We start from the raw sequence: 12,576 nt of genomic DNA, 5'->3' as shown, positions 1-12,576 counted from the left end.
TAGAGAGGACAATTATCCTTCTTACTGGGATTAGCAAAACACGTTTTTTGTCCTATAAGCCTCTTTTTATATGATAACTGCCATTTGAGGTTATTTGCTATAGATGCTATAGAAATGTATTACTTTGGCAGTTATTTCGTTGTATTAATTTACCGGTTATTTCGTCTTATCGTCTTGTAGATTAGGATTATAGATTGGTAGAATGGTAATTACCTACAGTCGACATCAATTTATATGAATTGTCCTATAAGCCTAAATTTACATCAAAAAGCAAAGAGCCGGGCTAAGCCCGACTCAAGGAGTAAATCAATTTGTCTATACTTGTTATCTATGTAGTATATGCAGGCTGAAGCCCTACACAGGGAACTCGATTGCGATGTCCTTGCCCTCCCCGATATAGAGCTTAACAACGCCTCCGACTACCGACATACTTACGTTTTGAACCTCACCGCCAACTGCCGGAGCTGCTACTGCCGTCTCTGCAGTTGCTTCAGCTTCTGCCGATTCTCCTGCTGCATCGTCAACAGCCTCGTCATACTTATCGACAATGTCCGGAGTAACCGGTGTTAACGAATCAACGGTCTTGGTCAGCTTTGAGCCGTTGAGCACCTGTCCAAGCTTGAGAGCTCCATCTACGTTGAGCAGCCCTGTGTCAATAAGATCCGGGAAAATCGCCGGATCCTCAAAGTTAGCAGGCTCCAGTACTGTGCCCTCCTCTGCTCTGCAACATAGTACTGCAGGGTCATTTTTATGCGCTTGTGCTGTTTCAGCTGTAATCGACATTGCAATATACCTCCATATATCTAATTATTTTTATATTTGATATTGAGGTTATCATCTTGGTACTGCTATAACAATAGGAATATCTATAGAAAAAGTCTATCTGAGTACGTTCTATTATTGATGTTGTATCATTGAAATATTCTATAGTCAAATAAGAGACAGATAGGTTATAAATACGGTTACGACACAAACTTATTTGACCATACAAAATTAGACCAACAGAATCGTTATTGTCGTCAGTTGATAAAATAAAAAAGCCTTCTAAAAACCCGCAATTGCAGACTTTTCAAGGCTTCTTCTTTTGGTGCGCCCACAGGGACTCGAACCCCGAACCTTCACATTCGTAGTGTGACGCTCTATCCAATTGCGCTATAGGCGCTCAAAATGCTCTGCTAGAATACCATGATATAGCAGCCTTGTCAAGGGCAGCCTCAGCTAAGATTGTCAAGCGTTCTTAGCAAGAGTCCTTAGCTAAGATTGCCAAGAGCGTCTTAGCTAAGATACCCGAGAACAGACAGTATCATCTTGCTGCACTGATACTACTTGTCGAACTTGCTCTTTTGGCTTCGTGCCAGCACCTTGAGCACTGCCCTCTTAGGTATGAGCCCGGACAGCCTCACTCCAACCCTTACCATCAGGTTCGGGATGATTATTATCGTCCCATTATCAGCCTCGTCTATACAATAGGAAACACACTCCCCGGCGGAGATGCCGCGGAGAGAAAATTTAACATTTGCAACATCGTTGAACTCCGTGTCGACCGGGCCGGGACACAGAGCGTGTGCCTGCACATGGCTACCGAGGTGCTTAAGTTCTTCTGCCATCGAATTTGTAAGTGATACAACATACGACTTAGTTGCATAGTATGTCGCCATGAATGGACCGCCCGGCATCAAACCTGCCACGGAACCCACGTTGATGATGTGTCCGTGGTCACGAGCGATGAAACACGGCATCATCTGGTGCGCTATGTAGTGGAGAGCTTTGACGTTGACATCGATCATCTTGAGGTCATTGGAAATATCGCTCTTGTCGAACCTGCCAACCGCTCCGAAGCCGGCATTGTTGATAAGCACATCGATTGACGTATCAGTCTGTGTCTGCAGGTGTTGAACGAGTGCATCACACTCCTGAAGTTCAGAGAGATCGGCCGTTATACACTCGCATGTCACATGATAGTCGCTTGCGATCTCACGAGCTAGGTCTACAAGCCTGTCCTCACGCCTGGCAACGAGGATCAGTGAATAGCCTTCAACAGCTAGCTGACGTGCGAATTCCGCACCAATGCCCGAGCTGGCTCCGGTTATACACGCAAGTCCGCCGACGCAGCTAGCGGACTTTTTATTTGGAATATCGATTATCTGCGTGTTCATCTCGGTCTGTTTCTCCTGTTATTCTTGTATACCAGTATGAAATAGTATATACAGAGTGCGAATAAAAATCCACCTAGCACAATGCTGATTATCCGAATCATTTTAGCACCTCCTTGTGTGTCAGTTAGTTTTTAGAGTAATACTTGCCCCTCTTAGGGTAGACCTCCTTGATCGCGCCCTTGCGGAACTCCGCATTGAGCTGCAGGAGATCGTCAATCTGCGATTGAAGCAGCTTACCGATATCGGTATCAATTATCAGCATACGCTCAGGAAGCGTCATCGTCGTCACGATATTAGGATTATTGAACTCCTGAGTGCCGTCCGGTTGAAGCGGATGATATGGCTCGTGCTCTGATAGAGCCATGAACCACGAGTTAAAGATAAACGTGTATCCCGCAATTCCGGTGGTTTTCTGATAAGCCTTGGAAATACCTCCATCGATAACTATCAGCTTGCCTTCACCCTTGATCGGACTCTCACCGTCCTTAATCTTGACCGGCACGTGACCATTGAGGATGATGCCCTTGGTTGGGTCCAGGTCAAAATCGCGGATAATCTTGATACAGATGTCCTTGTCATTGATCAGCTTGTAATATGGAACCGTGTGCTCCTTGTGTGTCGCCTTGTCCTCTATGAACAGTCTCTCAAACGTCGTCATCTTGTCCTTACCGAACAGCGGCGAGTCCGGGCCAAGCCACAGATACCACATGATATTTGCAGCATCCGCCTTGTCCACTCCTTCTCCCGGGTTGAAATACGCCTCGCGAAGCGAGCGATCGAGCTGCTTCATCAGTGCTGCACCGTGGTTAGTCTTGCCGCCGATGGTAACTTCCATAAAATCGCCGTCCTCGGTAAAAGGAATGCATCCGTGGAACAGAAGGTTGCCGTTGCATGTAGTAAACAGCGAGCCGTGGCTGTACAGGAAGTTGATGTGCTCCTGCAGCTTAGCAGAATTTACTATGGATGCCTCCAGCGCAACCATTACCTGCTCCTCTTCAGGAGTGAGCCTATATGGATCCTTCGGGTCAATCGTAGGAAGGTTGACATCCTTAATCGGATATGTCTCTCCATAGCAATTAACCGTACCATTTTCAAAGTCTATCTTGTCAAGCAGCAGCCTGTGGTCAAGCTTGTACTCCGGATGCGTCATAATCGTCTGACCCTCAACCTTGAACTGGATGATAGCTATCATCTTGTGCATCTTGGCTGCGAGCTCCTCCGGAATAGGGTCAAATCTGTTCTTCTCAAGCACATGCGGCATGAAACCCGTACAAGGATCATCTCCGTAAATCTGCTGCGCACGCGTTGCTAGCGGACGCAAGTTGATTCCGTATCCGTACTCGAGCATATCGAAATTGTTGTAGCTGACATTCATGCGAACGATATTTGCAATGCAAGGCCTGTTACCGCAGGCAGCGCCCATCCACACGATGTCGTGGTTGCCCCACTGGATATCTACGCTTCGGCGAGACATGAGGAAGTCCATAATTTTGTGAGGCTTAGGACCTCTGTCAAATATGTCTCCTATAATATGCAGGTGATCGACTGCAAGATCGCTTATCGTGTTCGCAATCTCTATGATCAAGGTTTTGGCGATTCTGAATTCGATTACAGAATCGATAATTTCCTGATAGTACTTCTGCCTGTTGTCATCATCATCCGCAAACATCAGCTCATCCATGATATAACCGGTGTTATCAGGGAGGATCCTTCTAACCTTGGATCTGGTATACTTGTTGGACACCGCCCTGCAGATGATGATGAGCCTGTAGATAGCAGAGGAGCACCAGGCGTTGAAATCGTCTTCGGCAGCCTCGCGCCTCTTGAGTTCATTTACAGGATCGTAGATGAGTGCCGCCAATTGTTCACGGTCAGTCGCGCTCAGGATAGTTCCGAAGTTCTCATCTATCTTCATCTTGATAGTTCCGGAAGCACTTCGCACGAAATACTGAAACGCGTCATACTCACCATGCAAATCGCTCAGAAAATACTCGGTTCCCTTGGGAAGGGCGAGAATCGCTCTGAGGTTTACAATCTCAGTGTTTACAGAACGATGGTTAGGGTATTTCTGAGCCAGCATCTCAAGATACTTGTTGTTAGACATCGTTTTCCTCCACTCTCATGAGGTCTCCACCGAGACCCTTGAATTTGCTTACAAAGTCCTCATAGCCCCTCTCAATGTGAAAAATCTCACTGACCTCTGTAGTGCCCGATGCCACAAGTCCGGCCAGTACCATGGCTGCGCCGGCACGGAGATCTGTAGATCTGACCTTGGCTCCGTGCAGCTGCTTGCCACCCGGGATCGTAGCCTCTCTGCTGTTGTCCGCAGAAATATCGGCTCCCATGCGGTTAAGCTCAACGACGTGCATGAATCTGTTTTCAAAAACTGTCTCTCTAACGACACTCGTCCCCTCGACTGTCGTCAGAAAAGCCATAAACGGCGACTGTATATCCGTCGGGAATCCGGGATATGGCAATGTCTTGATATCCGTTGCTACCAGCTCACCTTCTGTCGCATCGACGAGTATTCCCTCGTCCTCGATTGTAACCTTGACGCCGCACTCCTTGAGCTTGGCGATTATAGGTCTGACATGGCCGGGGATGCCGTTCCTGACGAGAACTCTGCCCCTGGTGATAGCGGCCGCCAACATGAATGTGCCGCACTCGATCCTATCCGGTATTACGGTATGAATCGCGCCGGACAAGCTCTCAACACCCGTAACTCTAATGGTATCAGTGCCGGCACCCTTGATCTTAGCTCCCATCTTGTTGAGCATGTTTGCGAGATCTACAATCTCCGGTTCCTTAGCTGCGTTCTCGAGAATCGTAGGTCCTTTGGCCAGCGCAGCTGCCATGAGTATGTTCTCTGTCGCCCCGACGCTTGGAAAATCCAGATAAATAGCGTCTCCAACCAGTCCGTCAGCAGGCGCTTCGAGGATGATACAGGAATTATCAATATCCTCTGTAACCTTAACACCGAGAGCTCTAAACCCCTTGAGGTGAAGGTCTATCGGTCTCTTACCGATAGTGCAGCCTCCGGGAAGCGGCATAACCACCTTACCGCATCTGGCAAGAAGCGGTCCCATCGCCATTGTCGAAGCCCTCATCTGAGACACTAGCTCGGCGTCGCCCTCTACAGTCGTTATCTGTGCTGCGCTTACGGACAACCTGCCCTGCTCTGACATCGCGACAGTAGCTCCGAAGCTTTCGAGCATTTTCCACATCACCTTTACATCTGATAGGTCGGGAACATCATCTATCACGCAGTCGGAAGGTGTCAAGAGCGTTGCCGCCATGAGCGGGAGCACCGCATTCTTGGCACCGCTGATTTTAACCTCACCGTGTAACGGGCCGCTATTGTTAACTAGTATCTTTGCCACTGAAATTTCTCCTTGCACATATAGATAGAGATGCCGTTAAGCATCTCTTCGATAAAGTTCTTATGTTAATCGCTATCTGAAACGTCTTCTGCGAATCCTGTTAGGACGTTCGTAATCCATCCCGCTCGTCTCATATCTGTTAGCACGCTTTTTAGACTTCTTTCTAAATGACCTGAGCGCACCCGCAGCTGTTCCGACGTTGCCTGCAGTCTTGATGATAGAGCGATTCTCGTTAATCTTATCGCCAACATTCGTAAACATCTCGATCGCACGATCAATCTGCTCGTCTACCTGTTCAGTTCTCGCGGCTGCGATAGTTGTCATCCTCTTGGTATCCGCCAGCAAATCATCCACGCGCCTAAGCGTATCAATCAGCTTGAACGCCAGTCTAATCAAAAAAACTATGAGGATGAACAGGGCAATCAGCACCAGCATTATTGCCACCTGCTTGATATCTAATGAGACTCTCATCATTCCCTCCTTCTACCATGTGAATAGTAATTAGATTATACCTTAGGCAAATTGTATGTTCAATCGTATTCCGGATGTAATAAGCGCACTGTCAAAGCATATCACAATCTATACATTCGCCTCGAAGATTCACGCTAACGGGTCCGGCCTGTCGCCAAAGTCCGACCCGGCTTAGATTATCGGCGAGCTACTTGCGCTCATATATTCGTTTGATTATATCTGTGTAAGCCTTGCCGTCAGCGCTATACACTGCTATTTCGGGGAGCATCCTGAGCTCCGGCTTTGCGCCCTTGACGGCATGTATGAGAACCAGGTTGGCAGGTTCTCCACTGCTCGGAACGACGAGCTGCAGTTCCTTGGGCTCTAGCGCTGCTGCTCGCAAGGCTTCGCTGATGTCCGGCAGGCGCGATGGTCTGTGGATCAGATAGAAGTCGCCGCCGGACTTCAGCATCCGACCGGCACAGCCTGCAAAATCAAAAATATCGGCTGTCGTCTCATGTCGGGCTATGAATTTTGCATTATCATCATTTGGTATTCCCGCACCGCGTCTGAAGTACGGCGGGTTGGAGACGACTGCATCCGCCTTTCTGCAGAGCTCCGATCCTGCGACTGCAACGTCGGAAAGCACAAAGCTGATTCGATCATTCAAATTGTTTATTTCTCGGCCTCGTATCGCCCTATCCAGCGAGACCCGATTCTTCTCGATACCTACAATCTGAGCAAGAGGGAGCTTGTGCGCCAGAATAAAAGGAACGACGCCATTCCCCGTGCCGAGATCGGCTATGCGCGCCGGGCTTCTACTCCTGATAGGCTTCGCGCCGGTCTCGCCGCTGGCAAAGGCTGCGAGAAGCACAGCGTCAACTCCATAGCTGAAGCCGTCACCTTGAATTACCTTGAAGTCGCCCATCCCTATTTCATCAATGCGCTCTTCTCTATTATCCATCTTCCTCCAGTCAATTCCTTGATACGGCACGCTGCTCTTAAGCGAGACTATCTAATCGATAATCAGCAGGCCGAATTATACTACGACAGGCTCAGAACCGGAGCTGCCATGCCCGGAATATTTCCATTGAACTCGCCGACTAATCGCGAGTCAACTCTTTGATCTCCCTTAATGTCTCTGCATCCAGATCGCTGAACTCATCCTTTTTCCTGTTGTAATGCTTCTTATCGATACGCTTAATCTCTTTCTTGAAATAGATATTATAATCAGGTCCCAGCGTATCCTCGCCGGTCTCCTTGTCCTCGACAATCAACCTTGCAATTACCTTGCTGTTAAACAGGTCTACGTTCACCACCTTGGCTATCCCGTCCGGCGTGTCGATGCGCTCCCCCTCGTTAGGCATACCCTTGCGAAGTTCCTGATAGGTCTTATTCTCGAAGTTAAGACAACACATCAGTCTGCCGCAGGTTCCGGATATCTTGGCCGGATTCAGAGATAGGTTTTGCTGCTTGGCCATCTTGATCGAAACCGGCTGAAAGTCATTTAGCCACTTGCTGCAGCACAGCGGTCTGCCGCATATACCGATGCCGCCGAGCATCTTCGCCTCATCACGAACGCCTATTTGGCGAAGCTCTATCCTCACCCTGAAATGAGAAGCGAGATCCTTGACCAAGCCTCTAAAGTCAATCCTGCCATCTGCCGAGAAATAGAAAATTACCTTGGATCCATCGATCGTGAATTCCGCATCCACCAGCTTCATGTCCAGCTTGTGCTGAAGGATTTTCTCCTCGCACACCTTCATCGCAGCATCTCGTCGGGCAAGATTATCCTTGTATCTCTGCAAATCCTCAGTGCTTGCCTTGCGTTCTACGCCTTTGAGCGGAGCCACCAGCTCACTCTCTTCTATCTCGCAGTTGGCTATCGAAACGTGTCCAAGCTCCATGCCCCTGGCCGTCTCAACTATTACCAGCTCGCCGAGCTCGTAGCTCACTCCGGCCGGATCGAAGTAGTATGTTTTGCCGGCTTTCATGAAGCCTACACCTATGATTTCTACCATCTATCTGTACTTCCCCTTTTCTACTATTTATTGCAATCGAATATACGGTATTCGCCATGTTTACTGTTGAAAAAAATTAATCGCATCATATACCACACACGTGTCTCTAAGCTGTTAGCTGCCTTGATTCACAGCTCAGGCGCTTACCGCTACGGATACCTGTGTTTATCTTTTCTCTCTTTTGGGAGTCTGGGAGCTGCTTCTTATCTCAGGCGCTTACCGCTACGGCTGCCCGTGACTTGTTGTCAGGAACAGTGCTTCCAGCGCGTAGTCAGGATTCATGCCGCGCTTGATATTGATCCTAGTCTGCTCGACCTCATCTATCTCATTCAGCAGCCTGACGGCATCCTGCGGCAGTGCTCCGGCTCCTATCAATCTATCGTGCAAATCCGTCTCAAGCACATCGAGAAAGGCCAAAGCATCCTCGTTGCCGTTTAAATCCTTCTTGATAAGCTCACGAACCTTGAAGAAATAGGTCTTGCTGTTCCACGATGACAGCAACGACTGTATATTTACTCTGTCTTCCGCCTCTTCACCATCTGAAAATACGTGCTTTATGACGCACCTGGATCTGACAGTCGGAAGCAGCGACTCGCGGTTATCCGTTGCCAGTATAATCACTGTGCCCGGATACGGTTCCTCCAAGGTCTTGAGAAGCTTGTTTTGCACTATCTCGCTAAGCCTTTCCGCATTGTCAACAACTCCGACGTTATGCTCGCCATAGGGTCTCATGCTGAGTCGTTCCATCATGTCAGCGGCATCCTCGACCCTGTACATATCCTTGCCGCTCTGATTCATGTAGAATAAATCCTCGTGAGTTCCGCTTCTGACCCTGACGCATGCCGGGCATCTGCCGCACGCATGACCGAATTCATCGGCGTTGGGACAGATGATATTACCGGCAAAGCTGCGGATGTATTCGTCTCTGGTCTCGCCGCTCTTCCCCTCTAATATATATGCATGCGCATATTCCTGTGTCATCAATCCCTCCGCTATAGGCTTGACAGCTTAGTCTCTATCTCTGCCTTAATCTCATCTATTGTCTTGGCGGCGTCAATCCTCATAATCCTCTCCGGATACTTTGCGGCTAACGCTTTGTACCCTTCGTATACGCGATAATGAAAATCCATCTTCTGCTGCTCGAGCCTGTCCCGCACGTCTTTGCCTATCCTAGATCTACCAATCTCCGGATCTAAATCCATGAAAAACGTCACATTCGGCTCAAGTCCGCTCGTCGCATATCTGTTGACCTCTTCAACCTGATCTCCAAGGCCTCTGCCGTAGCCCTGATAAGCGATACTTGAATCCACAAACCTGTCGCAAACCACAACCGCTCCGCTCTCCAGTGCCGGCTTTATCTTCTCTGCTACATGCTGAGCCCTCGCCGCTGCATAGATGAACATCTCGGTGACATCGTCCATCTCCGAATGATCCGCATCCAACACTATGCCGCGAAGCTTCTCGCTTATCGGAGTACCTCCAGGTTCTCGGGACACCACAACATCCCTGCCCGCTTTTGTAAAAAATTCCTTTATATTTTCAACCTGCGTGCTCTTGCCTGAGCCATCAGGTCCCTCAAGCGTTATAAATATTCCCTTTGGCACCATGTCACCACCTTATCTACGTGTGTTGTCCTTCGCCTCATCTATTACAGGATCCGGAATATGAATCGTGAAGCCTCTCTCGCGAGCCTTCCTTCGCTCTGCTTCCTTGCGAGCCTTAGCGGCCTGTCTAGCCTGCTTCTTGCCATTGATAATATCAAAGTACTCGTTAAACAGATATAGTCCCAGCGCGCCCATCGGAATCGTAAGGAGCAGCGCCAATATGTATTTGAATAATATCATACGGACATTTCCTCCCACCGCTAATGCATAAATTTTCAGATTAATATTCAGAATGTATTATACCATAATATGTGGTACACTTAAGTAGCTAATTTGATTAGAATGCGGGAGGAATAATATGAATTCAATTGAACTCAGCGAACTCATTTATCCTGAGATTGCTAATGATACTGACTATGAGGCCATGTATCCGCATCGCGATCTCGCAGAGGGAGCTAAGGTTACCAGACTCGGTCCAAGCCCTACAGGCTTTATTCACCTTGGCAACCTGTATGGCGCCTTTGTTGACGAGAGGCTGGCCCACCAGAGTAACGGCGTCTTTTTCCTTAGAATCGAAGACACTGACGACAAGAGATATGTTGAAAATGCCGTTGAGACTATCATCTCATCGCTCGCTTTTTTCGGCATCGAGTTTGATGAGGGCGTTACCAAGCACGGCGACATCGGAAAATACGGCGACTACACGCAGAGCCACCGCGGCGATATATATAGATTTTATGCCAAGAAGCTGATCGCTGAAGGCAAAGCTTACCCTTGCTTCCTCACGGAAGACGAGATCAGCACTATCAGAGAACAGCAGGAGCAGCAGAAGCTTGCACCCGGAGTCTACGCAGGCTGGTCTAAATACAGAGATTGGCACAAGGATCCTGAGATAGAGCAGATAGTGGCTCAGCACATCGAGGCCGGTGATCCTTTTGTAATCAGACTTAGGTCGGACGGCGTTCCTAATGCTGTCGGCGATGAGATTAAGAGAAATAAAGTTACTGACGGTATTCGCGGGACTCTCGACGTGCCGGAGAATTTTCAGGATATAGTAATCGTCAAGACTACCGGTATCCCTACATATCATTTTGCACACGCTGTCGATGACCACCTTATGAGAACTACTCACGTCGTCCGCGGCGAGGAATGGCTGCCTTCACTCCCTATACATGTTGAGCTCTTTGACAAGCTGAGATTTGAGCTTCCAGTCTACTGCCACACCGCACAGCTCATGAAGCTAGGCGAGGACGGCAACAAGCGCAAGCTGTCAAAACGCAAGGATCCGGAGCTGTCTCTCGGCTATTACAGAGATCAGGGCTACCATCCTGCTGCTGTCAGGGAGTACCTGCTCACAATTCTCAATTCCAACTATGAGGAGTGGAGAATGGAGAACCCTGAAGCTGACATTGATGAATTCAAGTTCACAGCTGAGAAGATGAGCAATTCAGGTGCGCTGTTCGATCTGGATAAGCTTAACGACGTCAGCAAGGATACTATGCTGCATATCCCTGCTGCCGAGATCGCTGAGTTCCTAAAGTCCTGGTCCGGTGAGTTCGCACCTGAATACGAATACGTATTTGAAGATATGAATCTCCTGACTCGGATACTCGACCTCGGCAGAGGTGACAAGAAGCCCCGTAAGGATCTCGTATATGCCAGACAGATCATGGACTTCATCAGCTATTTCTACGATAAGAGCTTCAAGGTCGTAGATGAGCTGCCGGCCGAGGCTGCTGCAGATCAGAGGGCTATCCTGGAAGCTTACCTATCGACATACGATCACAGCGATTCGCAGGAGGACTGGTTCAACAAGATTAGAGCAATAGCTACCGACCTCGGATACGCTGCAAAGCCTAAGGATTACAAGAAAACTCCTGATGACTACAAGGGCCATGTCGGTCACGTCAGCACAGTCATCAGGCTGGCGATAGTTGGGCGGGCTCAGTCTCCTGACGTATGGGCAATCCAGCAGATTATGGGCGAAGAGATGGTTAGAAGCAGAATCAACAGACAGATAGAAGGTGGAAAATAATGGAACCTATTCTAGTGATAATGGCGGCAGGAATGGGCAGCCGCTATGGCGGCCCTAAGCAAATCGATCCTATAACAGATGAGGGCGACATCATCATGGATTTCTCTCTGTATGACGCATATCATGCGGGATTTCGGAGGGTCGCGTTTATAATCAAGGCTGATTTTAAAGAACAGTTCAAAGCTCACATCGAAGGTAGAGCAGGCAAGCTGTTTGAGACCTACTATGCCATCCAGGATCTTGACGACCTGCCTGCAGGCTACTCAGTTCCTGAAGGCAGAACAAAGCCCTGGGGCACCGGCCATGCTGTACTGGCCGCCAGAGACTACATCAACGCTCCTTTTGCAGTTATCAATGCCGACGATTATTATGGCAAAGAGGCTTTCGCGAAGATACACAAGTTCCTCAGCGAGTCTGCCGATGCTACTCACCACTGCATGGTCGGCTTCAAAATAGAGAACACGCTATCCGCAAACGGGTCCGTTTCCCGCGGATTGTGCGAGGTTACAGACGGTTTCCTGTCGGATATCGAGGAGCATTCGGAAGTCATCCGTGAGCCGGACGGGGTTATCCGCGCAACTAACACCAAGGGCATTAGGCATGATATTCCGGATGGCCACTCGGTATCGATGAATCTCTGGGGATTTGGAGCTGAGTTTCTCAAGATTATGATGGACGGCTTCCCCGATGCATTGGATAGCATCCTCGAGCAGAACCCTATGAAGGGAGAGTACTTCCTGCCTTACTGCATCGACAGGGAGGTCAAGGCTGACAGAGCTACTGTCGCTGTCCTGCAGTCGAGCGACAGATGGTTCGGCGTTACATATAAGGAAGACAAGGATGAGGTCATCGCTAAGTTCAGAGAGATGAAAAAGGATGGGCAGTATCCTGTTGAGCTGTGGTAGCTTAGATTACAAAACTACAAACGTT

Annotated in this window: 12 protein-coding genes and 1 tRNA gene; 2 read left to right on the top strand and 11 right to left on the bottom strand. The window is 48.8% G+C overall.

From position 1 onward, the window contains the following. Positions 1-354 precede the first annotated feature (354 nt). The 11 genes from HMPREF0581_RS02380 to HMPREF0581_RS02330 form a co-directional block, all read right to left on the bottom strand. Positions 355-783: a hypothetical protein gene (locus tag HMPREF0581_RS02380; protein ID WP_009643664.1), complete on the bottom strand. Its 429-nt coding sequence runs from the start codon at positions 781-783 to the stop codon at positions 355-357. Positions 784-1,085: 302 nt separating this feature from the next. Beyond that, positions 1,086-1,162: transfer RNA gene (locus HMPREF0581_RS02375), tRNA-Arg, on the bottom strand. A gap of 160 nt (positions 1,163-1,322) precedes the next feature. Then, the gene (locus HMPREF0581_RS02370; RefSeq protein ID WP_051426900.1) at positions 1,323-2,156 is read right to left on the bottom strand and encodes an SDR family NAD(P)-dependent oxidoreductase; all 834 of its coding nucleotides are present in this window, start codon (positions 2,154-2,156) and stop codon (positions 1,323-1,325) included. Positions 2,157-2,280: 124 nt separating this feature from the next. Then, positions 2,281-4,260 carry a fructose-1,6-bisphosphatase gene (locus HMPREF0581_RS02365; RefSeq protein ID WP_009643629.1) on the bottom strand — a complete coding sequence of 660 codons (1,980 nt, stop codon included), beginning with the start codon at positions 4,258-4,260 and terminating at the stop codon, positions 2,281-2,283. Then, a complete protein-coding gene (gene murA / locus HMPREF0581_RS02360; RefSeq protein WP_036380000.1) occupies positions 4,253-5,536 on the bottom strand; it encodes a UDP-N-acetylglucosamine 1-carboxyvinyltransferase in 1,284 nt (427 codons plus the stop codon). The genes HMPREF0581_RS02365 and murA overlap by 8 nt, the downstream gene beginning before the upstream one ends. A gap of 72 nt (positions 5,537-5,608) precedes the next feature. Continuing rightward, positions 5,609-6,010 carry a DUF948 domain-containing protein gene (locus tag HMPREF0581_RS02355; protein WP_169731140.1) on the bottom strand — a complete coding sequence of 134 codons (402 nt, stop codon included), beginning with the start codon at positions 6,008-6,010 and terminating at the stop codon, positions 5,609-5,611. A gap of 184 nt (positions 6,011-6,194) precedes the next feature. Further along, entirely contained in the window at positions 6,195-6,950 is a 756-nt protein-coding gene (locus tag HMPREF0581_RS02350; protein ID WP_036379998.1) for a tRNA1(Val) (adenine(37)-N6)-methyltransferase, read from the bottom strand. 139 nt (positions 6,951-7,089) lie between these two features. Beyond that, a complete protein-coding gene (locus HMPREF0581_RS02345; protein ID WP_036379997.1) occupies positions 7,090-8,007 on the bottom strand; it encodes a PSP1 domain-containing protein in 918 nt (305 codons plus the stop codon). Between the two features lie 222 nt (positions 8,008-8,229). Next, complete coding sequence (locus tag HMPREF0581_RS02340) at positions 8,230-8,988, bottom strand: hypothetical protein (RefSeq protein ID WP_036379996.1); 759 nt, start codon at positions 8,986-8,988, stop codon at positions 8,230-8,232. A gap of 11 nt (positions 8,989-8,999) precedes the next feature. Continuing rightward, positions 9,000-9,614, bottom strand: a complete 615-nt coding sequence (gene tmk / locus HMPREF0581_RS02335) for a dTMP kinase (RefSeq protein ID WP_178978583.1) — start codon at positions 9,612-9,614, stop codon at positions 9,000-9,002. A 9-nt stretch (positions 9,615-9,623) separates the two neighbouring features. Further along, positions 9,624-9,851 carry a hypothetical protein gene (locus tag HMPREF0581_RS02330; protein WP_009643639.1) on the bottom strand — a complete coding sequence of 76 codons (228 nt, stop codon included), beginning with the start codon at positions 9,849-9,851 and terminating at the stop codon, positions 9,624-9,626. A gap of 118 nt (positions 9,852-9,969) precedes the next feature. Between HMPREF0581_RS02330 and HMPREF0581_RS02325 the strand changes: the two genes are divergently transcribed. Both HMPREF0581_RS02325 and HMPREF0581_RS02320 read left to right on the top strand, forming a co-directional pair. Continuing rightward, a complete protein-coding gene (locus HMPREF0581_RS02325; protein ID WP_036379993.1) occupies positions 9,970-11,646 on the top strand; it encodes a glutamate--tRNA ligase in 1,677 nt (558 codons plus the stop codon). Next, a complete protein-coding gene (locus HMPREF0581_RS02320) occupies positions 11,646-12,551 on the top strand; it encodes a nucleotidyltransferase family protein (RefSeq protein WP_084645316.1) in 906 nt (301 codons plus the stop codon). Before HMPREF0581_RS02325 ends, HMPREF0581_RS02320 begins: the two co-directional genes overlap by 1 nt. The last annotated feature ends 25 nt before the right edge of the window (positions 12,552-12,576 follow it).

It is taken from the genome of Mogibacterium timidum ATCC 33093 (assembly GCF_000525775.1).
Taxonomy (GTDB): domain Bacteria; phylum Bacillota; class Clostridia; order Peptostreptococcales; family Anaerovoracaceae; genus Mogibacterium; species Mogibacterium timidum.
The sequence above is the reverse complement of the archived record's forward strand: the minus strand, read 5'-3'. Positions and strand labels throughout refer to the sequence as shown.

What these genes read in the sequence shown, in the direction of transcription:
- HMPREF0581_RS02380 (WP_009643664.1), bottom strand. Translation starts at nt 783, where the DNA reads ATGTCGATTACAGCTGAAACAGCACAAGCGCATAAAAATGACCCTGCA.
- HMPREF0581_RS02370 (WP_051426900.1), bottom strand. Translation starts at nt 2,156, where the DNA reads ATGAACACGCAGATAATCGATATTCCAAATAAAAAGTCCGCTAGCTGC.
- HMPREF0581_RS02365 (WP_009643629.1), bottom strand. Translation starts at nt 4,260, where the DNA reads ATGTCTAACAACAAGTATCTTGAGATGCTGGCTCAGAAATACCCTAAC.
- HMPREF0581_RS02355 (WP_169731140.1), bottom strand. Translation starts at nt 6,010, where the DNA reads ATGATGAGAGTCTCATTAGATATCAAGCAGGTGGCAATAATGCTGGTG.
- HMPREF0581_RS02350 (WP_036379998.1), bottom strand. Translation starts at nt 6,950, where the DNA reads ATGGATAATAGAGAAGAGCGCATTGATGAAATAGGGATGGGCGACTTC.
- HMPREF0581_RS02345 (WP_036379997.1), bottom strand. Translation starts at nt 8,007, where the DNA reads ATGGTAGAAATCATAGGTGTAGGCTTCATGAAAGCCGGCAAAACATAC.
- HMPREF0581_RS02340 (WP_036379996.1), bottom strand. Translation starts at nt 8,988, where the DNA reads ATGACACAGGAATATGCGCATGCATATATATTAGAGGGGAAGAGCGGC.
- tmk (WP_178978583.1), bottom strand. Translation starts at nt 9,614, where the DNA reads ATGGTGCCAAAGGGAATATTTATAACGCTTGAGGGACCTGATGGCTCA.
- HMPREF0581_RS02330 (WP_009643639.1), bottom strand. Translation starts at nt 9,851, where the DNA reads ATGATATTATTCAAATACATATTGGCGCTGCTCCTTACGATTCCGATG.
- HMPREF0581_RS02325 (WP_036379993.1), top strand. Translation starts at nt 9,970, where the DNA reads ATGAATTCAATTGAACTCAGCGAACTCATTTATCCTGAGATTGCTAAT.
- HMPREF0581_RS02320 (WP_084645316.1), top strand. Translation starts at nt 11,646, where the DNA reads ATGGAACCTATTCTAGTGATAATGGCGGCAGGAATGGGCAGCCGCTAT.